This window comes from Rhodovulum sp. MB263 (assembly GCF_002073975.1).
Lineage (GTDB): Bacteria > Pseudomonadota > Alphaproteobacteria > Rhodobacterales > Rhodobacteraceae > Rhodovulum.
Genome location: NZ_CP020384.1, coordinates 3,733,250 through 3,755,390 on the forward strand (window position 1 = coordinate 3,733,250; position 22,141 = coordinate 3,755,390).

Below are 22,141 nucleotides of genomic sequence, written 5' to 3' on the forward strand. Positions count from 1 at the left end.
GGCTCAGGCGCTGACCTGACCGAATTGTCCGGGGGCGACCCCCAGGGCCTGCAGCGCGGTCGCGGCGATGTCCTGCGCGGTCAGCTTTGCCTCGGCATACATCTCGGCCGGGCTCGCCTGTTCGATGAAAGCATCGGGCAGGGTCATGGTGCGCACCGAGATCCCGCCATCGAGCCGCCCGGTCCGGGCCAGCCAGTGCAGGACCAGCGCACCGAAACCGCCCTCGGCGCCATGCTCGACGGTGACCAGCGCCTCATGCTCCCTGACCAGCCGCGCGATCAGATCGGTATCGAGTGGCTTGGCGAAGCGGGCATCGGCGACGGTGACCGAGACGCCCCGCGCCTCGAGCGCATCGGCGGCCGCGAAGCAGTCGACCAGAGGCGCCCCGAAGGACAGAAGCGCGACCTTGCTGCCCTCGCGCATGACACGGCCCTTGCCGATTTCCAGCACCTGTCCGCGCTCGGGCATCTCGACGCCCATGCCTTCGCCGCGCGGATAGCGGAACGAGATCGGGCCCTCGTCATAGGCGGCGGCGGTGGCGACCATGTGGCGAAGCTCGGCCTCGTCGCCCGCCCCCATCACCACCATGCCCGGCAGGTTCGACAGGAAGGCCACGTCGAAGGCGCCGGCATGGGTCGAACCGTCGGCGCCCACCAGCCCCGCGCGGTCGATGCAGAAGCGGACCGGCAGTTTCTGCAGCACCACGTCATGGACGATCTGGTCATAGCCGCGCTGCAGGAAGGTCGAGTAGATGGCGACGAAGGGCTTCAGCCCCGAGGCCGCCATACCGCCCGCGAAGGTCACCGCGTGCTGTTCGGCGATGCCGACATCGAAGACCCGTTTCGGGAAACGGTCCTGCAGGATGTCGAGCCCGGTGCCCGAGGGCATCGCGGCGGTGATGCCGACGATCTTCGCGTCGCGCGCGGCCTCGTCGGTCAGGGTCCGGCCGAAGACCGAGGTATAGGAGGGCGCATTGGGGGCGCTTTTCTTCTGCGTGCCCGAGGCGACATCGAATTTCGACACGCCATGGCCGCGATCGGCCGAGGTCTCGGCGGGCCGGTAGCCCTTGCCCTTGACGGTGCAGACATGGATCAGGACCGGTCCCGAGGCCCGCGCGCGGGCGGCGCGCAGCACCGTCAGCAGCTGGCTCATGTCATGGCCGTCGATCGGACCGATATAGTCGAAGCCCAGTTCCTCGAAGAGCGTCCCGCCGCCCGGGAAGCCGGTGACGAGCTGACGCGCGCGGCGCGCGCCCTCGCGGATCGGGCCGGGCAGCGCGGCCTCGAAATCCTCGGCCATGTCCTTGAGCTTGCCCAGCGGCGTCTCGTGATAGAGCCCCGAGAGATATTTCGACATCGCGCCCACGGGCGGGGCGATGGACATCTCGTTGTCGTTCAGGATCACGAAGAGGCGGCGCTTTTCATGCCCGGCATTGTTCAGCGCCTCATAGGCCATGCCGGCGCTGATCGAGCCGTCGCCGATCACCGCGATGGCATCGCCCGTCGGCTGGCCCATGTCGCGACCGACAGCGAAGCCGAGCGCCGCCGAGATCGAGGTCGAGCTGTGGCCGGCGCCGAAGGCATCATAGTCGCTTTCCGAGCGTTTGCAGAACCCGGCAAGCCCGCCGCCCTGACGCAGCGTATGCATCCGGTCGCGGCGCCCGGTCAGGATCTTGTGCGGATAGCACTGGTGGCTGACATCCCAGACCAGCTTGTCGAAGGGCGTGTTGAAGACGGCATGCAGCGCGACGGTCAGCTCGACCACACCGAGCGACGAGCCCAGATGCCCGCCGGTCCGGGCGACGACCGAGATCACCTCTTCGCGGAGGTCGCGCGCCAGCAGCGTCAGATCGGCCTGGCTCATGCCCTTGAGATCGGCAGGACCGGCGACACGGTCCAGGATCGGGGTCGAGGTCGGAGGCTTGACTGTCATGGGTCGTCTCCTGCGCGTTTCCGTTATGAAAAAAGCGCCGTGTGGTCTGTTCCCCACACGGCGCCAGTGTCCTGTGTCTGACAGGAAGGGAACCGGGGTGTGGAGGCCCCGAATACCGGGCCCCGCCAGGGACCCGATGAGGGGAAAGGGCGGCTCTTGCGGCCGCCCCTTCGAAGTCTCGGATCAGTCCGCCGGAGCGGCCAGTTCCGGCCATTCGGCGACCATGTCATGGCCGTTCAGCGGGCTGATGACGCCCATGTGGCAGGTCATGCAGTCAACCTTGGCCGATTCATGCCCCAGGATCTCCGAGCGCGGCTCGTAGAAGGTCTGGTTGATGTCGATCGACATCTGCTGCGCGAGCGTCGTGACCGACCATTGCGGCGTCACCTGGGTCGGATCGTAGAAGGCCCGGGTGTTGTGGCAGTAGACGCAGCCGACATTGAGCGCATTGGCCTGATGGTTCATCAGGCTGAAGGTGCGTTCGGCATTCTGCCAGGTCGGGTCGCCCTTCTGCTGGTCGACGCGGCTTTCGGTATCGGTGACCTTGATGGTCTCGCCGTCAAGCAGCAGTTTTTCCAGCGCATCCACCGGCAGCGACGTGTACTGGCTGTCGGTATATTTGCGGCCCACGATCAGGCGGTTCTGAACGCCGGACCAGCCTTCCATGGCACTGTTGACGTAGCCGGATTTCATCCACGAGCCGGGAGGGGTCGGCTGACCCCGGTGGCAGGTGTAGCAGTTCACGCCCTTGCCTTCGGTGGCGAGGTTGTGCGTGTCCCAGGAGTCGTTGAGATACTGGGTCGCCTCGATGCAGTTCTCGGTGATCGCCAGCGTGGTCTCGTCGACCTCGCCATTGTCATAAAGCACCACATCCGTGCCGACCCAGGCACTCATCGCCTTGGTGAGCTGGTCGAAATTGGCCTGGTCCATGTCGCCGAAGGCGATGACGCTGTCGCCATAGGCCTCGGCCGCGGTCGGGGTGCCTTCCGGCGCCTCGACCCGGTCGAAGACCTGATACTCGGCCTCGTAGACATCGAATTGGGGGTTGTCCTTGACGAATTTGGACACCGCCATCCCGATGCCGCGGGGGCCGGTCTGCTGGTCGATGGTGGCATTGGGGTTGCCGAAGGCCACGATGATCGCAGCCACCGCCACTGCACCGCCCACAGTCCCCACGAGGATCGCCGGACCCATCAGGTCGGTCGGGTTCTCCTCACTCCATTTGAAGAACCATTTCGGGAACTTAAGCATCATGATCAGCCTCCTTGCCCGACATAGGCGTCAACGCCGTAGGGCTGAGTGTACTCCGTGACGAAGTTGTGCTCCTGGGCCCAGATATACCAGTTGTCGACGACAGTGCCCGTGAGCAGGATGCCGATCCCGCCGGTCAGCGGGGTCAGAACCGCGAACCACCAGGCCCAGCGGTGAATGCCTTCCATGGTGGCATTGAAGCCCATGGTCCAGCGCCAGAACAGGGCGGCACGCTCGGACGCGGTCCCGCGGTCGTAGATCTGCTCCAGCTCGCGGTCGCCGCCGAAGCGGGTCACGGCGAGGATGGTGCCGCCATGCATCGCGAACAGCAGGGCAGAGCCATAGAGGAACGCGATCGAGAGCGCGTGGAACGGGTTGTAGTAAAGGTTGCCGTACCGGATCGAGAAGGCGGTGGTCCAGTCGAGGTGCGGGAAGATGCCGTAGGGCACCATTTCCGACCAGGAGCCCATCAGGATCGGGCGGAAGAAGCCCAGCACCATGAACAGCCAGATCGCCGACAGGAACGCCCAGGCAATGTGCTTGCCCATCTTGTGCTCGACGGCGAGCATGTAGGTACGTGCCCACCAGGCCCAGACCGAGATCAGCAGGAAGAAGCTGGCGATCATGTACCAGCCGCCATCCTTCAGCGGCGGAATGCGCAGGCCGTATTCCGGCGAGGGCGGTTCGAGCGCGAGCCAGAAGCCCTGCCGCAGCAGCTGCACCAGCGACCAGTCGACCTGGGCCAGCATGTTGAGCCCGATGATGAGGAACGCGAAGGCGCCCGCGATCAGCGAGATCACGCCGGTATAGCCCAGATAGATCGGGCCGAGCTGGGCGTTGCCGAGCCAACCGAGGATGGAGAAGTGGCCGATGCCTGCGGCCCGCTCTTCCATCATGTTGTTCTCGTTGTCCATGCCCCAGTCGCCGGGCCCCTGGACCTGCACCTGGGTGAAGATGTTCTGATATTCAGCCATGGTTACATGCTCCCCTGGACAGCCGGAATGGCTTCAGGCCAGATCGGCAGGTTGCTCCACCAGGTCCACCATTCGGGCCAGCCCTCGGTCCAGAGCGGACCGGAGATGATGATGCAGACCGCCGAGAAGAAGACCGCATTGATGGCCAGAAGCCAGCCGGCGCGGTGAATCCCGAGCGTCCCGATCGAATACCCGATAAGGTCGCGGAAGAAGCTGTCTTCGTGATCCGGCGTCTTCGCCTCTTCACCCTTTTCCGGATTGCAGGCCGACAGGATCAGACCGCCATGCAGCGCGAGCGCCAGACAGGTGGCGAAGAACAGCGACACGCCCAGCATGTGGAACGGGTTATAGTGGAAGTGCAGATAGTGGTAGCCGGTGTTCGACACCCAGTCGAGATGGGTGAAGATGCCATAGGGGAACGCGTGCCCCCAGGCGCCCATCAGCATCGGGCGGAACACTTGCAGCGTCACATAGGCGAAGATCGCCACGCTGAAGGCGATCGGAATATGATACCCGATGCCAAGCTTGCGGCAGATCTCCACTTCGCGCAGAGCCCAGCTCACGAACGCACCGATAGCGCAGAGCGTGATGAATTGCCAAAGCCCGCCCTCGGCGAGCGGCGCGATGCTGAGCCCATAGCTGAGATCCGGCGGCGCGATGTGGATCTTCAGCGGGTTGAATGTCCCCTGAAGCGCGGCGCCCCAGAAGATCATGGCGGTTCCGAGGGTGGCGAAGAAGATCGTCGTCACTCCGAAGAAGCCCACAAAGAAAGGCCCCACCCAAAAGTCGAACAGATCGCCACCGATGAGCGTCCCTCCACGGACGCGATACTTTCTCTCAAAACTGAGCAGTGCCATCGTCTGTCTCCGCAAATGGCGGCCGTGTCCGTCCGGGCCTCAGCCGTCCTTGTTCTTCGAGATTGCCGCGGGCGGGAGATCGGGGCTCCCGCCCGCAGCATTTGGTGTCACTTCCGACTGCTCACATCCGGAAGCCACGGGGACGCTTACGCGCCTGCGGCTTTCTCGGCGGCGATGGTCAGCCAGTTGAAGTAGTCCGTGCTCAGCAGGACGAGGTGAATCATCACAGCCAGCAGGAACAGGAAGACGCCCTGCGCAACGAGCACGCGACGGGGGTCGAAGATCATCCAGATCTTGTAGAATTTAGCCATTTCTCAGGTCCTCTTCTCAGAGCCACGGGCGCCAGATGTACACTGCCAGGTGAGCCAGCACGGCGACGGCCGAGAACAGCCAAAGCCCGCTCATGTAGACAGCGTGAATTTCTTGCGCCTGCTCGTCGGTCAGACCGGTGAACGACACGTCAGATTCAGCCATTAACTTTCCTCCGGATCGTCAGACTGATGCCGCGCACCCCGGCGGCCGGGTCCCGACAAGGTTTTATCCCTGCCGGCTATTCGCCCAACCGGGGGGTGGGCGAATTTCGGAACTCCACCTTCTCAGGCGGAGAAAATCATGGGGGTGATGATCCGTGCCTGGCTCCAGGCGCGGGCGATCGGCCCCTTGGTCTTCAGGTCGCCCTGCCGGACCATCGCCAGGAAGGAGGCGATGAAGGCCAGCGGCAGCGCGGCGATGAAGATAATCGTGAAATAGACCATGAACTCCGCCTTCGGCGGACGGTGGCCACGTACCAGGTGAACGTCGGAAGTCTGGTCAGTCATTTCGTCTCTCCTTTCGAAGAAGGGCGGGCGAAGCCTGAAGGTGCCAGGGCCTCGATGGTTTCAAGCACCACTCGTTCTGCCCCTTGCTCGAGCGCGGCCTTCTCGGCGGCGTCGCGCAGGGATTTCGCGGCAGAGATGCGTGTCAGGACGGGGTGTTCGGCCACGATCCTGTCGAGCAGTGCCTGGGCGTCCTCATCCCAGGGAAAATCGCGCCGCAGTCGGGTCGGCGTTGCAGAAGCCGAATCCATCTCGGTCCCGAGCGGCAGGATATGGAAGAGCGCGTCGAACAAGGAATTGCACACTTCCTGAACCAGATACGTGGCACCGGCGTACCCCATAAAGGGGGTGCCCGTCGCGCGCCGGATCGCCGCACCCGGGAAACCCGCGGGGATGAAGGCGGGTTTGGGGCCATGACCGGCCGACAGCTCGGCGAGGTAGATCTTCTCGTTGATCGAGCCGAAGACGACCAGCGGCCGTTTCTGCCCCATCAGCGCGCGAACCTCGGCATTGTTGGTCTTTGCGCCGCGTTGGCGGGCCACTGCAAAGGCGCAGGGCAGCCCCAGATCGGCCTCGAGGAAGTGCCGCACGCCGCGGGCATAGGTCTCGTTGGCGACGATGGCGAAGCTTGCCGTGGCAAAGAAGTCCTGCGTGACCGAACGCCACAGGTCCCAGACCGGCTTGATCGTCGAGTGCTTTTCGCGCGCGATGAAGGGCTCGGGATCGAGTCCCAGCATCTCGCCCAGCTTGCGCAGGAACTTCGTCGTCGAATCGATGCCGATCGGCGCCTGCAGATAGGGCTTGCCGAGAACCTCGGCGAGACCCCGGCCGAATTCGCGATACATCACGACGTTCACATCGGCATTCACCAGGTTCCGCATCTCGGCCACATGGGCGCCCAGCGGCATCACCATGTTGACCTCGGCCCCGATGCCCTCGACCAGCCGCCGGATCTCGGCCAGGTCCGAGGGCATGTTGAAGACGCCATACATCGGCCCGAGGATGTTCACGCGGGGCTTCGCCCCTTCTTCGCGCGGTTTCTCGGGCGGCATCCGGCCCTTGGTCATGCCGAATTCGGTGAAGATCCAGGTCATCGCCCGGTCTGCCGCTTCCCATTGATCCTCGTCGATGGTGCGCGGCAGGAAGCGCTGGATATTGGTGCCCTGGGGCGTGACGCCGCCGCCGATCATCTCGGCGATGGAGCCGGTGACAACCACCGCGGGAAGCACGGGATCGAGCGTCTTCCAGGCGCGTTTCATCGCGCCCTCGGTGCCCTCGCGGCCCAGCTCTTCCTCACCGAGACCGGTGACGACGATGGGCAGCTCATGCGGGGGCAGCGCGTCGGTATAGTGAAGAACGGAGGTGACCGGCAGGTTCTCGCAGCCGACCGGCCCGTCGATCACCACCTGCAGGCCCTTGACGGCACAGAACGCATAGACTGCGCCCCAGTACCCCCCTGCCCTGTCGTGATCCAAGACCAGCATCAGATCATCTCCTGCGCCTTCTCGGCGCGACGTTTCTTGTCCAGTTTCTTCTGCTGGAGAGCGCGGAACTCGGGATGGAGATTCGGTTCTCCTTCCCACACCCCCGCAGTGTCTCCCTCGCCGACACCTTCGAAGAATTCCTTCATCGACGCCATGCGTCCCTTGTTCGCAACGGCCGCGTTTACCACTTGCGCAAGGCTGCCAGCGCCTGCCGGACCCATCAGCGGACGGGCCGAGATGAGATTCGTGAAGTAGAGCGACGGGATGCCCAGCTCCTTGGCATGCTGCACCACGGGCGTGGTGCCGACGGCCAGATCGGGCCGGATCGCGTCGACCGCGGCCTTGTCATCCTCGAGCGAGGCCCGGAAGACGACCTTGACGCCCTTGGCTTCCAGCCAGTCACGGTCGGCCTCGGCCTGCTTGGTTCTCGGGCAAGCCGTTCCTACATAAGGAATATTCGCGCCGGACTCGATCAGAAGACGGGCCACCAGCAGCTCCGAGCCCTCATAGCCCGACAGCGTGATCGTGCCATTCACCGGGGCACCGGCCAGCGCGCCCTTGATGGCGGGCAGGAACATGTTCTGGGCCTTGGCGACCTTGTCGGCCGACAGCCCGAAGGCGTCGCCGATTCCGGCCAGCCAGGCGGCTGTGCCATCATGTCCCACCGGGGCCGACCCAACTATCGGGCGACCTGCCGCGTCGAATTCACGCATGGCGGCAGTGTAGAACGGATGGATCGCCGCCACCGCGCCGCAATCGAGCGCGGCGTAAAGCTCGCGCCATTCGCGGGCGGGGACGACCGGGCCGCAAGCCAGCCCCAGCGGGTCGAGCATCTGCCCGATCACGATGGGATCGGCCGGGAACATCTCGCCCAGAAGGGTCACGGTCGGGCGGTCCGACACGCCGCCCTCGGGCGCCGCGACGGGGCCGGCCTCGATTTCCTTTCGGGCGTAGTTGAGCATCGCGCCCGCCAGCACGTCCTTGGCCTCGGCATGGGTCGGCACGCCGAATCCCGGCACGTCGATACCGACGATTCGTACGCCGTTGATCTCGTCGGGCAGAAGCCGGAGCGGCACGCCCGAGGCGGTCGGCACGCAGAGGTTGGTCACCACCACCGCGTCATAGCGGTCGGGATCGGCCAGCTCATGCACCGCGTCGCGGATATCCTCGAAGAGCTTGCCGGTGACGAGCGTCTCCGAGCTGAACGGCACATAGCCGATGGACCGCCGCGCCCCGTAGAAATGGGACACGAAGGACAGCCCGTAGACGCAGCAGGCCGAGCCCGACAGCACGGTCGCCACACGGCGCATCCGAAGCCCCACCCGGAGGCTGCCGAAGGCCGGGCACATGCTTTGCGGCCGGTCATGCGGGCCCTGCGGGTAGTCCTTTGCATATTGGTCGAGAATATCCGAGGCGCCCGCCGCGCGGGCCGCCTTCTCCATCTCGGCCGCTCCGGCATGGCAGCCCATGCCGTCGCCCAGACGAGGATCGGCGCCTTCGGGAGGGTTTCCGGCCTCCCGGGGCGTGCCCTCGATCACCTCAGCGGTGTGGGCCTCGTCATATTTGACCTCTTCGGTCATGCGTCCTCCAGTTCGCGCGCAGGCGCGGCGGCCTCCGCGGCCGGCGCCTCTTGGAGTTCTGCGTTTTCAGCGGGGTCGCGGTCCTCGTCGTGACACGAGAGGGCCTCAAGCACATTGTCCCAGCGGGACATCTGATTGAGATCAAACATCGTCATAGACCACTTCGAGAGATTTCTTCGGCTTGGCGTTCTTGCCGCGCATGTCGGCATCGGTCGCCGGGGTCAGTTCGAAATCGGCGCCCACATCCTCGGGCGCGAACAGCCCCAGCAGACCGTCATTGGTCAGCGGCGCCGGACGGATCGGCGGCGCGTCGGCCACGGCCGAGGCGAGCCCGGCAAAGAGATCGCCCCAGGGGCCTTCATGGGTGCCGACGATCTGGTAATTGGCCGATTTCCGGCGCAGATCCTCGTCCTGCGGGATCGCCGCCAGCACGGGGATATCCACCGCCTTGGCGAAGGCCTGGGCCTCGCCGGTGCCGTCATCCTTGTTGATGACCAGCCCCGCGACGCCGACATTGCCGCCGAGTTTGCGGAAATACTCGACCGCCGAGCAGACATTGTTGGCCACGTAAAGCGATTGCAGGTCGTTCGAGCCGACCAGGATCACCTTCTGCGCCATATCGCGGGCGATCGGCAGGCCGAAGCCGCCGCAGACCACGTCGCCGAGGAAATCGAGCAGCACATAGTCGAAATCCCAGTCGTGGAAGCCGAGTTTCTCCAGCAACTCGAAGCCGTGGATGATGCCGCGCCCGCCGCAGCCGCGGCCGACCTCGGGCCCGCCCAGCTCCATCGCGAAGACGCCGTTGCGCTTGAAGCAGACATCGCCGATGGCGACCTCTTCGCCCGCGAGCTTCTTCTTGGTCGAGGTCTCGATGATGGTCGGACAGGCCTTGCCGCCGAACAGAAGAGACGTGGTATCCGATTTCGGGTCGCAGCCGATCAACAGGACGCGCTTGCCCATTTCGGCCATCATGTTCGACAGATTCGCCAGCGTGAAGGACTTGCCGATGCCGCCCTTGCCGTAGATCGCGATGATCTGCGTCTTCTTGGTGGGTTCGGACACGGGGATTTCGTCGTCCAGCGGCGCGTTCGCCTCATCGCGAAGGCGCTGGTCGATGTCTTTGATATTCGGGACGTCAAGCGTCATGAACGGCTCCCCAGTTCAGGATCATTTTCAGACAGGCAGGATCGTTGAAGGCGGTGTCATAGGCTTCTGCGGCCTTTTCCGCCGGAACGCTGTGGGTGATCAGCCCCCCCAGCGACAGCGCACCCGACTCGACGAGCTGGCGCGTTGCAATCAGGTCCTCGCGTTCCCATTCGGCGGCGATGCGCAGCCGGGCCTCCTTCATGAAGGCGGCCGGGAAGGCGAAGGAAATCGGGTCGGTATAGAACCCGGCCAGAACCACCTCGCCGCCCTTGGCGATGCGGGTGATCAGCGTATCGAGCAGCGAGCCCACGCCCGAGGCGTCGTAGATCGTGCGGTAGTCGCGGCACGGATCGTCGTCGGGATGCAGCACATCATAGCCCATGGCGCCGCCCTGCCGGTCGGGATTGATTTCCCAGACGGTGGGCGCGGGGGCGCCGGCGGCGATGGTCAGGCGGGCCAACAGGCGGCCAAGGACACCATGGCCGACGATCAGTTCGGGCATCTTCTTGTCGACACCGGCCAGTGCATGGCGCGCGGTCGCGGCCAGCGCCAGCAGCGCGCCTTCCGGCCCGAGCCCCGGGTCGATCCGGGTCACGCGGCTGGCATCGGTGACCAGCCGCCGGGCCGAGCCGCCGAACAGGCCACGCGCGCCCTCGTAGCAATTGGCGCCGGGGACGAAGATATGCTCGCCGACCTTGAAATTGGTCTCGGACCCGGCCTCGATCACCTCACCCGCGGATTCGTAGCCCGGCACCAGCGGATAGCCCATCCCCGGAAAGGGCGGCATCTCGCCGGTATAGAAAAGCTTCTCGGTGCCGGTGGAAATGCCGGAATGGGAAATCTCGACCACAAGATCCCTGGGTCCGGGCTCCGACAGGCCGAGTTTGCCGAGACCGATTTCCCGAGGCCCCCGGAGGATGACAGCGGTCGTCTCCATGGACATCTCCCTTCCTGACGCTTGCCCGCTTGAACGGGACTCACTCATTGGTGATTGGCTTTTGTCAGTTTAAATGGACAGGTGCGAGTGTCAACTTTTTTAGACAGATCGCACCGACCATTATGTCGCCCCGGGCTTGTGCCCCACGACCACCGAGGCGATGAAGGGACGACGCGTCGGGGGCATCTCAACCCCTTGGAAACCCGCCTCTTTCATCATTTCGGCCAAACGCTCGGGGGACCGCGCCCGCCCGGTTTGCATCGCCATGCAGTAGAAAGCGAAATAAGCGTCTCCCGCCCGGTTGGGCCGGGCGCCGCCCGCCATCGGCTCGGAAACGATCAACCGCCCGCCCGGCGGCAGGGTGCCGAAGATCTTCCCCATCAGCGCCCGCACGGTCTCGTCCGAGTGATCGTAGCAGACCCGAACCAGCGAGACCGCATCGGCCCCTTCGGGCAGGGGATCGTCGCGGAAGCTGCCGCCCGTCACCGTCACCCGCTCCGACAGGCCCAGCGCCCGGAACCGATCTTCGGCGGCGGGGACGACAGCGGGCAGGTCGAACAGCATCATCTTCAGCCCGGGACAGGCCGCGCCCGCCGCGGCGAGAAAGGCACCGGTACCGCCGCCCACATCCATCAGCCGCGCGATTCCGTCCAGCGCGCCGCTGCGCAGGGTCTCTTCGGCGACCAGCGCCTGACTGTCGGCCATCAGCGCCGAATAGCGCCTTGCGGTCTCGGGATCCTCGGCCGCGCCGGCGCCGAAGACATAGGGCCAGAACCGCGCCAGCTCCGTGTCGGTCTCGCCGCGCAAAAGCGCCACCGGGTCCTCGAGATCGCGATAGAAGACATCGTGATGGCGGATCATGCCGACCACGCCCGGCGCCCCCATCAGCGCCGCGCCCAGCGCGGAAAGCTGATAGCCGCCGCCCACGCGCTCGAACAGGCCGAGCGCGGTGCCGGCCTGCATCAGCACCTCCATCCGGTCGACCGGAAGGGACGCGCGATGGGCCAGCGCCGCGAGGCTTTGCGGCGCATCGCAGGTGGCCTCCAGAAGGTCCAGCTCGACCACGGCGCGCAGCACCTGACTGTAGACAAAGCCCGAGACCAGGTCGAACATCCGCTCGCCCTCGCGTCGGACATGGCCGCGGGTCAGGAAGAACCGGCTGGCCCAGCTTTGAAAGCCCGGGCTTGCGATCTTGCGGTTGCGCCAGCGGCGCCAGCCGGACCCGCGCCTTGGCTCAGGTCCGGGGCCGGAGAGGATCTCGGTCATTCGGCGGGCTGACGCGCGGGTTCGGGGATCAGCCGCTCGGCCATGTGGCGCACCATCCGCGCCAGATCGGCCTCGCCCGGACAAGAGGGAATCGAAGCGATGGCGCCCGACAGGATATCGCGGAAACGCTGCACCGCGCCCTCGACGCCCAGCGCGGTCACGGCACTCGGGCGGCCATGGGCCGCGTCCTGACCCGCGGGCTTGCCCATCGCCTCGGCATCGAGCAGCGCGTCCTTCAGATCGTCGGCCACCTGGAAGGCTTCGCCGATGCGGTCGCCCAGCTCTTCCCAGGGCTCGGCCGGCTGGCCGGCCGCCACCGCGCCCATGCTGGTCGCGGCGATGAACAGCGCGCCGGTCTTGGCCCGGTGATAGGCCGAGAGATCGATCTTTTCCTCGCTTTCCCAGCCCTGCCCCGCGCAGATGCCATAGGGCATGCCTGTGCGCTGGCCCAGGATGCGGATCAGCTCGACCGCGCGGGCACAGTCGTGATGCGCGGCCCGCGCGATCACCTCGAAGCCCGCGACGATCAGGCTGTCGCCGGTCAGAAGCGCCAGCGGCTGGCCATAGGCCTTGTGCAGGGCGGGCTTGCCGCGGCGGATATCGGCATCGTCGAAACAGGGCATGTCGTCATGCACGAGGCTGGCGCAATGGATCAGCTCGATCGAGATCGCGGCGGCATCGGCCAGCGCCGGGCGGTCGTCGCCGCAGGCGCGCGCGACATTGAGGCAGATCGTCGGCCGGATCCGGGCGCCGCCGGGCGTCAGGGCATATTCGAAGGCCGATGCCAGTTTGCCGGGCGCGGCCCCTGCCTGCCCCTCGGCAATCGCCTGCCGCATCGCGGCCTCGATTCGCGCCGAAATGTCCATGAACGGCTCCCCAATGCTCGGCCCGCCGCCCCTCCACGCAGCTGTCAGGACGGCGAGACATTCAAGATTGTAAATCAGGGTGGACAGTCTATGGTCCCGAGTCAACATTCCTTGAGGTGGATCAAAAATGGCCGGATCGGCGGGAAAAGTCGTCGTGATCGGGGCCGGGATGGGCGGGCTTTCAGCCGCGATCCGGCTGGCCCATGGCGGGTTCGAGGTCGAGGTCGTCGACCGCGCACCGGTACCCGGCGGCAAGATGCGCACCTTTGCCAGCGATGCAGGCCCGGTCGATGCAGGCCCCACGGTGATGACCCTGCGCCCGGTCTTCGAGGAGCTGTTCGACAGCGTCGGCGCCAGGCTGTCCGACTATGTCACCCTGCACCGCGAGGAGATCCTGGCACGACACTGGTGGCCGGACGGCTCGACGCTCGATCTCTTCGCCTCGCGCGAGCAAAGCGCCGATGCGGTGGGCCGCTTCGCGGGCGCGCGGGCAGAGAAGGAGTTCCGCGCCTTCTGCCGCCGGGCCGAGCGGCTCTACCGCGCCTTCGACGCGCCGATGATGCGCGCGGCCGAACCCTCGCAGGGAGCCCTGACCCGGCATGTTATGACCCATCCCTGGCTGGCGCTTGACATGGCGCCGCACCGGAGCCTGGCAAAGGCCCTGGGCAAGGACTTTTCCGACCGGCGGCTGGCCCAGCTCTTCGGGCGCTACGCGACCTATGTCGGCGGCTCGCCCTTCCGCTCGCCCGCGCTGCTGTCGCTGATCTGGCACGCCGAGGAACAGGGCGTCTGGCGGGTCGAGGGCGGCATGCACCGGCTGGCCCGCGCGCTGGAACAGCTGGCCCATGACAAGGGCGTGCGCTTCACCTTCGGGAGCCGCGCCACCCGGATCGAGATCCAGCGCGGTGCGACGGCAGCGGTGCATCTCGACAGCGGCGCCCGGCTGGCAGCCGATGCGGTGGTGTTCAACGGCGACCCGGCTGCTCTGGCGGCCGGGCTGCTGGGCGAGGGCCTGCGCGAGACGGTGGCCCCCGAGGCGATCCGCCCGCGCAGCCTCTCGGCCTATGTGTGGTCCTATGCCGCAGTGCCGCACGGCCCCGAGATGGTTCATCACAATGTCTTCTTCTGCGAGGACGCTCACACGGAATTCGACCCCATCGCGGCCGGGCAGATGCCCGAGGATCCGACGCTTTACATCTGCGCTCAGGACCGCGGCACGGGCCGCAGCCCCGAAGGGCTGGAACGGTTCGAGATCATCATGAACGGGCCGCCCGTCGATGACGGGGCAGACCCGACGGACGAGGAGCAAGAGACGTGCCGGACACGCACCTTCCAGACGCTGGCCCGGTTCGGGCTGACCTTCGATCCGCGGCCAGGGAGTCAGGCGCTGACGACGCCACGCCAGTTCGCGAAACTGTTTCCGGCCTCGGACGGATCCCTTTACGGGCGGAGCCCGCACGGGCTGACGGCGGCGCTGAAGCGGCCGACGGCACGGACGAAAGTCGCGGGGCTCTATCTGGCGGGGGGCGGGACGCATCCCGGCGCGGGCATCCCGATGGCAACCCTCTCCGGACGGCACGCGGCCGAGGCGATCTTGACGGACCGTGCTTCGCTCTCGATGTCCCCGCGAACGGCTATGCCTGGTGGTATATCGACGGCATAAGCCATGACGGCGAGCGGTCGATCTCGATCATCTCCTTCATCGGCTCGGTGTTCTCGCCCTGGTATCGCTGGTCGGGCCGGAAAAGCCCGGAAAACCACTGCTGCATCAATGTCGCGACCTACGGGCCGGGCGGGCGCTGGACGATGACCGATCGCGGCCGCGGCGCGCTGCGCCAGAGCCGGGACACGTTCGAGGTCGGGCCCTCCAAGCTGACCTGGGCCGGTGGCAAGCTGGTTTTCGATATCGACGAGATGAGCTGGCCGCATATGAGCCGGTTGAAGGGCCGGGTGACGGTCACTCCCTCGGCCGTGACCGGGGTCGAACTGCCGCTCAAGGCCGATGGCAGCCATGTCTGGCGCCCCTTCGCACCGTCCTCGGAGATCGAGGTCGACCTGAACCAGCCCGGCTGGCAATGGAAGGGCCACGGCTATTTCGACGCCAATTTCGGCACCGCCGCGCTCGAGGACGATTTCAGCTACTGGACCTGGGGGCGCTTCCCGACCAAGGCGAACGGCGCCTGGTGCTTCTACGATGCCTCGGTGAGGGACGGCTCGGAGCTGGCAGTGGGCGTGCATTTCGACGCGGACGGCCGGGCCGAGGTGGTGGAGGCTCCGCCGCGGACGCGTTTCTCCCGGTCGAAATGGCTGGTCCGGCGCGAAACGCGGGCCGATCCCGGCTACAGGCCACGGCAGGTGCATGACATGCTGGATGCGCCCTTCTACTGCCGCTCGGCGGTCCGCACCAGGATATTCGGCGAAGAGGTCGTGGGCGTGCATGAAGCGCTCGACCTTGACCGCTTCGCCAGTCCGCTGATCAAGCCAATGCTGGCGGTCAAGGTTCCGCGCAAGCCAGGATGGAGATTTCCGACCTAGGGGCCGGGCACGATTTTTCGACGAAAAATCGGGGACCGCGACCGGCGCGGCCGCTCAATCGAGCCGCCGCGCCTCGTCGACCAGCATGATCGGAATGCCGCCGCGGATCGGGAAGGCCAGCCCGGCCGCCTTCGAGACCAGCTCCTGGCGGTCGGCATCATAGGCGAGGGGCCCCTGGGTCATCGGACAAACCAGCGATTCGAGCATCTTGCGGTCGGCCTGAACAGCATCGGTCATTGCATCTTCTCCTCATCATCGCCGCTTCGTAGGGCAAATTCGATGAGGGTCACAAGCGTTTCGCGCCGCGTCGACAGCGAGGGCGCCTCGAGAAGCGCCTGTTTGTCCTCGGGAGCAAAGGGGCAGAGCATCGACAGCGAGTTGATCAGAAGCTCATCCTCGGCCTCGCGCAGGCTGTCCCAGTCGGTCGACAGGCCCCGGCTTGCAAAGAACCGCCCGAGCAGCCTGAGAAAGGCGTCGCGGTCGAAACCATGATCGTCCTCACCCGGACCGAGGTCGCGGTCGAAGCCGTCCCAGACGACATCGGCCCGGATATAGGGCATGAACCCGGCCTGATCGCGGGTGATGCGGAAGCGCGAGATCCCCGAGAGCGTCAGCATGTAGCGCCCGTCCTCGGTTTCCGAAAACGCCGTCACGCGGCCGGCACAGCCGATCGCATGCAGCTTCTGCTCGTCCGAGCCGGGCACTTCGCGCGGCTGCACCATGCCGATCAGCCGGTGCGGGGTCTTCAGGGTGTCGTCGAGCATCGCCAGATAGCGCGGCTCGAAGATGTGCAGGGGCAACCGCGCACGGGGCAGCAACAGTGCCCCGGGCAGCGGGAACAGGGGGAGGGTATCGGGCAGGTCGACCGCTGAGAACATGCCCGAGAAGCTAGGCCGGACCATCCGTCAGGCAAATATCATCGAGGACAGTTTCCGGCGGCCTTTCAGCACGATGGGATCCTGCGGCCGGAGCGCCTCGAAAATGGTGAAGAGCTGGGCTTTCGCGGCCCCGTCATTCCACTCGCGGTCGCGGCGGAACAGCTCCAGCAATTCGTCGACCGCGGCCTCGACCTCGCCCCCGGCATGGAGCGCCTTGGCAAGCTCGAAGCGCGCCGCGTGATCGTCGGGATCTTGATCGACCGCGGCGCGCAGCTCGGCCACGGGCCCGGCCTCGGCGGCCTGGCGCGCCAGCGCGACCTGGGCCCGGGCCGCCTCGACCTCGGGTGCCCCGGCGATCTCGGGCAGCACCGCCGCCAGGAACTGTTCGGCCTGATCGACTTCGCCCAGCGCCAGATGCGCGCGCGCGAGCCCGCCATAGGCGGCGGCATTCTTCGGATCCTCGCCGAGGATCGCGGCGAAGGTCTGCGCGGCCTCGACCGCGGCGCCCTCGGCCAGAAGCTCCTCGGCGGCGGCCACCGCCTCGGCAAGCCCGCCATCGCCGCCCATCGCCGCCACGCGCTCGACAAAGGCCTGGACCTCGGAGGCGGGCAGCGCGCCCTGGAAGCCGTCGACCGGCTGGCCCTGATAGAAGGCATAGACCGTCGGGATCGACTGGATCCTGAGCTGCGCCGCGATGGTCTGGTTGCGGTCGACATCGACCTTGGCCATCCGCACCTTGCCGCCCGCCGCGGTCACCGCCTGTTCCAGCATCGGGCCCAGCGTCTTGCAGGGGCCGCACCAGGTCGCCCAGAAATCGACGATCACCGGCACCTCCTGCGAGGCCTCGATCACATCGGCCATGAAGCTCGCTTCGGTGACCTCCTTGATCAGGGCCTCCCCGGCCCCGCCCGTCTCCGTGGTCTTGCCACCCAGTTCCAGCATGTTCTCCATCTCCGTCCGTCAGGGAGTTGTGCAATATATGAGGCGTTCGCGGCAAAACCCAAGGGCGAAGGCCCATAGAGTCCTACAGGTCGAAGCGCGCGAAAACCGGCACATGGTCAGAGGGCTTGTCCCAGCCGCGCACCGGCCTCAGGATCCGGCTGTCAGCAGCCGCCCCGGCAATGTCGGGCGTCGCCCAGAGATGGTCGAGCCTGCGCCCCTTGTCGGCGGCATCCCAGTCGCGCGCGCGATAGGACCACCAGGAATAGAGCTTGCCTTCGGGAATATGCGCCCGGGTCACGTCGACCCAGCCGCCCGCCTCCTGCGCCGCGCCGAGGTGATCGACCTCGACGGGCGTATGGCTCACGATCTTGAGAAGCTGCTTGTGCGACCAGACATCCTCCTCGCCGGGCGCGATGTTGAGATCGCCGACCAGGATCGCGCGCTCGGGGCGGCTGTCGCGGAAGAAATCGCGCATCTCTGAGAGAAAATCGAGCTTCTGGCCGAATTTGACGTTCACCTCGCGGTCCGGCACATCGCCGCCCGCGGGAACGTAGAAATTATGCAGCAGCACGCCGTTTTCCAGCCGAGCGGCCACATGCCGGGCCTGGTCGAGCCCGGCGAAATCGACCGAACCGGCATCCTCGAGCGGCAGCTTCGACAGGATCGCGACGCCGTTATAGCCCTTTTGTCCGCGCGCCACGACATGGGTATAGCCGAGCGGCGCGAAGGCCTCGAGCGGCAGCTTGTCGACCGGGCATTTGCATTCCTGCAAACAGAGGATGTCGGGCGCCTCCTCCTCCATCAGACGGGCGACCAGCGGGGCACGCAGGCGGACCGAATTGATGTTCCAGGTGGCAAGGGTGAAGGGCATCGGGGTCTCCTTGTCCGGGCCGCCGGCGGGCGGCTGCGCGCGACCCTAGACGGCGACGCCCCAGGGCTCAAGCCGAAGCCTGCGCCTATTCCGGGTCGCCATCCTCGATCAGGACATAGGCCGAGGCACCGGGCAGATAGCGCTGATGGGCGCAGCCCGCCCCGGTACAGAAATCGCGATGCAGCCGCGGCCCCGTGCGGCAGGAAACATGGCTGAAATCGACCGTGATCTCGGGATAGGCCGAGCCGGGCAGCAGACGTTCGCGTACCGCTCCCGCGCCGATCTCGGCCCCCGAGCGGCCCAGCGCCCGGCATTCGCGGTCGGTGCGCGCCTTCAGCGTCTCGTCGAAGGCGCGTCGCATCTCGGCCGGGTCGGGCCGCACTGCCAGCGGCGGCGGGCATCCGGACAGCGCGGTATCGAGCGCCTCGGCCGCGCCGCTCAGCCGGAAATCGACCGGCGCGCCCAGATAGTCGTAAAGGACAAGTGTCGTCTCTCTGCGCATCGCGGTCAGGAACTCGGCATCCGGCCGGGCCAGCGCAACGCCCGAGCGCCCCGTCCAGGCAATCAGGAAATGCCGCGCGCCGATCTTGGCGGGACGTTCGAAAGCGCCATCGGGCGGCTCGGCCCCGTCGGTCAGAACCCCCATCACAGGCTGACCGTCAGGGCCGCAGGCCACCGCCAGTTCGGCAGAGCCCTCGAACCCGACCTGATAGGCGCTGGTCATCTGCCAAGACTGCCAGCCGGGAAGAACCGACCAATAGCCGGGAATGTCGGTCGCGGCCCTTGCGGCCGCACCGATCTGGCAGAGGGCACATAAAATGCCTAAAAAACAGGTCCATCGTCCCGACATGACGCAAGAATTGCGCAACCGGAGCGCGGCTACAAGGCCAAAAGCAACCGTCATGGATGCAACACGCCGCGCCTGCGCCGACGCTCTCAGGCGACCAGACGGTAGCCGCCGGATTCGGTGACCAGAAGCCGGGCATTGGACGGATCGGGCTCGATCTTCTGGCGCAGCCGGTAGATATGGGTTTCGAGCGTATGCGTCGTCACCCCGGCATTATAGCCCCAGACCTCGTGCAGCAGCACGTCGCGCGCCACCACCCCTTCCGAGGCGCGATAGAGGAACTTCAGGATGTTGGTTTCCTTCTCGGTCAGCCGGATCTTGCGGTCGTCTTCGGTGATCAGCATCTTCATCGCGGGCTTGAAGGTGTAGGGTCCGAGCTGGAACACCGCATCCTCGGATTGTTCATGCTGACGCAGCTGGGCGCGGATCCGGGCCAGAAGCACCGGAAACTTGAACGGTTTCACCACATAGTCATTGGCCCCCGAATCGAGCCCGAGGATGGTATCGGCATCGCTGTCATGCCCGGTCAGCATCAGGATCGGGCATTTGACCCCCTGCTTGCGCATCAGCCGGCACAGCTCGCGCCCGTCGGTATCGGGCAGGCCCACATCGAGAATCACCAGCTCGTAGATCGCCGAGCGCGCCTTCTCCATCGCCTCGACGCCGCTTCCGGCCTCGAACACGTCGAAATCCTCTGTCATCACCAGCTGCTCGCTCAGGGCTTCGCGCAGGTCGGTATCGTCGTCCACCAGAAGGATCTTCTTCAGGGTGCTCATGGCGTCCTCCTTTATCTCTGCCGCTCAGATGTCGCCCCGCAGGGTGCACTCAAGATTTGCGACATGGTCTTCACGCAAGCGTGTGCCGGAACAGGGAATTGTTTCAAATATCCGGGAATTGTGGCTTAACCCCCCTCGGAGAAAGAGGATTGGCTCATGCGTCTTGGCCCCGGCAGCACCGAAAGACTGGCCCGCGCCCGCGGCGATCTCAGGATGGGGGTTCCCGTGGTGGTGGGGCCGCTGGTCGTCGTCGCGGCCGAGACCCTGACGCCCGAACGGCTGGCGGCGCTGCGCGCGCTGGGGGGCACGCCGGTGCTGGCGATCACCGCAAGGCGGGCCGAAACCCTGAAGGCACGGCCCTATGACGGCGATATCGCGCGGCTTCTGCTGCCCGGCGAGGTCGGCACCGACTGGGTGCGCGCTGTGGCCGACCCGGCCGACGATCTCGACAAGCCGCTGCTCGGCCCCTTCACCTCGGCCCGGGGCGGCGCGGCCGAGGCCCATCGCGCGGCCATCGCTCTGGCCAAGTCGGCGCGGCTGCTGCCCGCGGTCCTGACCCTCGCGCCGGACGCGCCCGAGGCGCTGGCCGGGGCCGAGGGGCTGACCCGCGTCACCCTCGAGGAGGCAGCGCTGGCCCGGGCCGAGGGCACGACGCTGGCCGAGGTGGTCTCGGCACGGGTGCCGCTCGAGGTCTCGAAGGCGGGGCGGCTGCATGTCTTCCGCCCGGCCGATGGCAACGAAGAGCATTACGCCGTCGAGATCGGCAGCCCGCCCCGTGGCGAACCGGTTCTGGCCCGGCTGCATTCGGCCTGTTTCACCGGCGATCTGATCGGCAGCCTGAAATGCGATTGCGGCGCGCAGCTGCGGGCCGCGCTGGCACAGATGGGGGCCGAGGGCGCAGGCGTGCTGCTCTATCTCAACCAGGAGGGGCGCGGCATCGGGCTGGCCAACAAGATGCGGGCCTATTCGCTGCAGGATCAGGGCTTCGACACGGTCGAGGCCAATCACCGGCTGGGCTTCGAGGATGACGAGCGCGATTTCCGCATCGGCGCGGCGATCCTGCGCGAGATGGGCTTCTCGGCGGTGCGGCTGATGACCAACAACCCGGCCAAGATCGAGATGATGCGCGCCCGGGGCGTCGAGGTCACCGAGCGCGTGCCCCTCAAGGTGGGGCACACGCCCGAGAATGCCCGCTATCTGGCCGTCAAGGCGCAGAAATCCGGGCATCTTCTGTAAGGCAGGAAGGGCTCAGCCCTGATGCGGTGCCCGCATTTCGCGCAGCGCGGATTCGATGGCGCGCCAGGTCCGCGCATCCTCGGCCCTGCCATCCTTCTCGAGGGCGGCGGCCTTCTGCGCCGCCTCCGCCTGGGCCTTGTCGCCGCGTGCCGCAAGCAGCGAACGGGCATAGTCCATCACCTTGGCCGTTTCCATCTGTTGCTCCTCCGTTACAACCGACGCCGTCCGGGTCGCGGGCGCCTGTCGCCAGACTAGCACATTCCGGCCGGAATCGCGCGACGCCGCGTCAGAGGGCTTTTGCCGCGCCCCGGCCCGGGGCAGTCTGGGCCGATGCCCCATACCGACGATCTTGTCCTGACCCCGACCCATCTGCGCTTTGCCGGGCGCCGCTTTGCCTGCAGCATCGGCCGGGGCGGGCTCACCTCCGACAAGCGCGAGGGCGATGGCGCGACGCCGCGCGGCCTGCACCGGATCGTGGGCATGCTCTACCGGCCCGACCGGCTGTTGCCGCCCGCGCCCTGGGCCCGCGCCATCGGGCCCGCCGATCTGTGGTCGGACGATCCGGACGATCCGGCCTATAACGGGCTCGTCCGCGCCCCGCATGGCTTCAGCCATGAGCGGCTGCGCCGGGCCGATCCGCTCTACGATCTGGTGCTGCTGACCGACTGGAACTGGCCCGATGCCCGGCCCGGCAAGGGCTCGGCCATCTTCCTGCATCAATGGCGACGGCCACGCTATCCGACAGCGGGCTGCATCGCCTTCCGCCGCCGCGATCTGCACTGGATCGCGGCCCGGATCCGACCTGGCAGCCGTCTTATCGTGCCCTGAGACCGGGCCCGGCTGTTTCTGTTGAAAAACGCGCCTGCGGGGCCACCGCGCACCAGGTCACAGGGCATGGTTCCGATTTTTCGCGCCCCTGCCTCATGAGCAGATCCGTTTTGCCCCTGT

25 protein-coding genes are annotated in these 22,141 nt (G+C 66.5%); 4 read left to right on the plus strand and 21 right to left on the minus strand.

Annotated features, from left to right (window positions below; genetic code table 11):
- Positions 1-3: 3 nt before the first annotated feature.
- From dxs to B5V46_RS17500, 14 genes are all read right to left on the minus strand, one after another.
- Positions 4-1,932, minus strand: coding sequence for a 1-deoxy-D-xylulose-5-phosphate synthase (gene dxs, locus B5V46_RS17440; RefSeq protein ID WP_080617769.1), 1,929 nt, complete (start codon positions 1,930-1,932; stop codon positions 4-6).
- A gap of 183 nt (positions 1,933-2,115) precedes the next feature.
- Positions 2,116-3,186, minus strand: a complete 1,071-nt coding sequence (pufC, locus tag B5V46_RS17445; protein ID WP_080617770.1) for a photosynthetic reaction center cytochrome PufC — start codon at positions 3,184-3,186, stop codon at positions 2,116-2,118.
- A gap of 2 nt (positions 3,187-3,188) precedes the next feature.
- Positions 3,189-4,157 carry a photosynthetic reaction center subunit M gene (gene pufM / locus B5V46_RS17450; RefSeq protein ID WP_080617771.1) on the minus strand — a complete coding sequence of 323 codons (969 nt, stop codon included), beginning with the start codon at positions 4,155-4,157 and terminating at the stop codon, positions 3,189-3,191.
- 2 nt (positions 4,158-4,159) lie between these two features.
- Positions 4,160-5,014, minus strand: a complete 855-nt coding sequence (pufL, locus tag B5V46_RS17455) for a photosynthetic reaction center subunit L (RefSeq protein ID WP_075783879.1) — start codon at positions 5,012-5,014, stop codon at positions 4,160-4,162.
- A gap of 146 nt (positions 5,015-5,160) precedes the next feature.
- The gene (pufA, locus tag B5V46_RS17460) at positions 5,161-5,325 is read right to left on the minus strand and encodes a light-harvesting antenna LH1, alpha subunit (RefSeq protein WP_042458393.1); all 165 of its coding nucleotides are present in this window, start codon (positions 5,323-5,325) and stop codon (positions 5,161-5,163) included.
- Positions 5,326-5,341: 16 nt separating this feature from the next.
- The gene (pufB, locus tag B5V46_RS17465) at positions 5,342-5,488 is read right to left on the minus strand and encodes a light-harvesting antenna LH1, beta subunit (RefSeq protein WP_042458389.1); all 147 of its coding nucleotides are present in this window, start codon (positions 5,486-5,488) and stop codon (positions 5,342-5,344) included.
- A gap of 122 nt (positions 5,489-5,610) precedes the next feature.
- Entirely contained in the window at positions 5,611-5,832 is a 222-nt protein-coding gene (pufQ, locus tag B5V46_RS17470; protein ID WP_080617772.1) for a cytochrome PufQ, read from the minus strand.
- Positions 5,829-7,313, minus strand: coding sequence for a chlorophyllide a reductase subunit Z (gene bchZ / locus B5V46_RS17475; protein ID WP_080617773.1), 1,485 nt, complete (start codon positions 7,311-7,313; stop codon positions 5,829-5,831). Before bchZ ends, pufQ begins: the two co-directional genes overlap by 4 nt.
- Positions 7,313-8,893 (minus strand): chlorophyllide a reductase subunit Y, encoded by a 1,581-nt coding sequence (gene bchY, locus B5V46_RS17480; RefSeq protein WP_080617774.1) that lies wholly within the window; start codon positions 8,891-8,893, stop codon positions 7,313-7,315. Before bchY ends, bchZ begins: the two co-directional genes overlap by 1 nt.
- Positions 8,890-9,048, minus strand: a complete 159-nt coding sequence (locus B5V46_RS20025) for a hypothetical protein (protein ID WP_196774289.1) — start codon at positions 9,046-9,048, stop codon at positions 8,890-8,892. Before B5V46_RS20025 ends, bchY begins: the two co-directional genes overlap by 4 nt.
- Entirely contained in the window at positions 9,035-10,039 is a 1,005-nt protein-coding gene (locus tag B5V46_RS17485; RefSeq protein ID WP_080617775.1) for a chlorophyllide a reductase iron protein subunit X, read from the minus strand. The genes B5V46_RS20025 and B5V46_RS17485 overlap by 14 nt, the downstream gene beginning before the upstream one ends.
- Positions 10,029-10,976 (minus strand): chlorophyll synthesis pathway protein BchC, encoded by a 948-nt coding sequence (gene bchC / locus B5V46_RS17490; protein WP_080617776.1) that lies wholly within the window; start codon positions 10,974-10,976, stop codon positions 10,029-10,031. The genes B5V46_RS17485 and bchC overlap by 11 nt, the downstream gene beginning before the upstream one ends.
- 120 nt (positions 10,977-11,096) lie before the next feature.
- The gene (locus B5V46_RS17495) at positions 11,097-12,242 is read right to left on the minus strand and encodes a methyltransferase (RefSeq protein WP_080617777.1); all 1,146 of its coding nucleotides are present in this window, start codon (positions 12,240-12,242) and stop codon (positions 11,097-11,099) included.
- Complete coding sequence (locus tag B5V46_RS17500; RefSeq protein ID WP_080617778.1) at positions 12,239-13,108, minus strand: polyprenyl synthetase family protein; 870 nt, start codon at positions 13,106-13,108, stop codon at positions 12,239-12,241. Before B5V46_RS17500 ends, B5V46_RS17495 begins: the two co-directional genes overlap by 4 nt.
- Before the next feature lie 127 nt (positions 13,109-13,235).
- Between B5V46_RS17500 and crtD the strand changes: the two genes are divergently transcribed.
- The gene (gene crtD / locus B5V46_RS17505) at positions 13,236-14,771 is read left to right on the plus strand and encodes a 1-hydroxycarotenoid 3,4-desaturase CrtD (RefSeq protein WP_080617779.1); all 1,536 of its coding nucleotides are present in this window, start codon (positions 13,236-13,238) and stop codon (positions 14,769-14,771) included.
- Positions 14,768-15,643, plus strand: a complete 876-nt coding sequence (gene crtC / locus B5V46_RS17510) for a carotenoid 1,2-hydratase (protein ID WP_080618100.1) — start codon at positions 14,768-14,770, stop codon at positions 15,641-15,643. Before crtD ends, crtC begins: the two co-directional genes overlap by 4 nt.
- Positions 15,644-15,697: 54 nt before the next feature.
- Here crtC and B5V46_RS17515 read toward each other — a convergent pair whose 3' ends face one another.
- The 6 genes from B5V46_RS17515 to B5V46_RS17540 all read right to left on the minus strand — a co-directional run bounded on the left by B5V46_RS17515 (position 15,698) and on the right by B5V46_RS17540 (position 19,957).
- Positions 15,698-15,880, minus strand: a complete 183-nt coding sequence (locus B5V46_RS17515; protein ID WP_080617780.1) for a Trm112 family protein — start codon at positions 15,878-15,880, stop codon at positions 15,698-15,700.
- Positions 15,877-16,521, minus strand: coding sequence for an LON peptidase substrate-binding domain-containing protein (locus B5V46_RS17520; RefSeq protein ID WP_080617781.1), 645 nt, complete (start codon positions 16,519-16,521; stop codon positions 15,877-15,879). The genes B5V46_RS17515 and B5V46_RS17520 overlap by 4 nt, the downstream gene beginning before the upstream one ends.
- 27 nt (positions 16,522-16,548) lie before the next feature.
- Positions 16,549-17,463 carry a thioredoxin gene (trxA, locus tag B5V46_RS17525; protein WP_080618101.1) on the minus strand — a complete coding sequence of 305 codons (915 nt, stop codon included), beginning with the start codon at positions 17,461-17,463 and terminating at the stop codon, positions 16,549-16,551.
- 82 nt (positions 17,464-17,545) lie between these two features.
- Positions 17,546-18,334 (minus strand): exodeoxyribonuclease III, encoded by a 789-nt coding sequence (locus B5V46_RS17530; RefSeq protein WP_080617782.1) that lies wholly within the window; start codon positions 18,332-18,334, stop codon positions 17,546-17,548.
- A gap of 85 nt (positions 18,335-18,419) precedes the next feature.
- A complete protein-coding gene (locus B5V46_RS17535) occupies positions 18,420-19,058 on the minus strand; it encodes a hypothetical protein (RefSeq protein ID WP_080617783.1) in 639 nt (212 codons plus the stop codon).
- 212 nt (positions 19,059-19,270) lie between these two features.
- The gene (locus B5V46_RS17540) at positions 19,271-19,957 is read right to left on the minus strand and encodes a response regulator transcription factor (protein ID WP_080617784.1); all 687 of its coding nucleotides are present in this window, start codon (positions 19,955-19,957) and stop codon (positions 19,271-19,273) included.
- A 156-nt stretch (positions 19,958-20,113) separates the two neighbouring features.
- On the opposite strand from B5V46_RS17540, the gene ribA reads away from it, so the two are divergent.
- Complete coding sequence (gene ribA / locus B5V46_RS17545; RefSeq protein ID WP_080617785.1) at positions 20,114-21,193, plus strand: GTP cyclohydrolase II; 1,080 nt, start codon at positions 20,114-20,116, stop codon at positions 21,191-21,193.
- Positions 21,194-21,205: 12 nt separating this feature from the next.
- Here the strand turns inward: ribA and B5V46_RS17550 are convergent, their stop codons facing one another.
- Positions 21,206-21,388, minus strand: coding sequence for a hypothetical protein (locus B5V46_RS17550; RefSeq protein WP_042458346.1), 183 nt, complete (start codon positions 21,386-21,388; stop codon positions 21,206-21,208).
- Between the two features lie 135 nt (positions 21,389-21,523).
- Here B5V46_RS17550 and B5V46_RS17555 point away from each other — a divergent pair, with 135 nt between their 5' ends.
- Complete coding sequence (locus tag B5V46_RS17555) at positions 21,524-22,021, plus strand: L,D-transpeptidase (protein ID WP_080617786.1); 498 nt, start codon at positions 21,524-21,526, stop codon at positions 22,019-22,021.
- Positions 22,022-22,141: the final 120 nt, after the last annotated feature.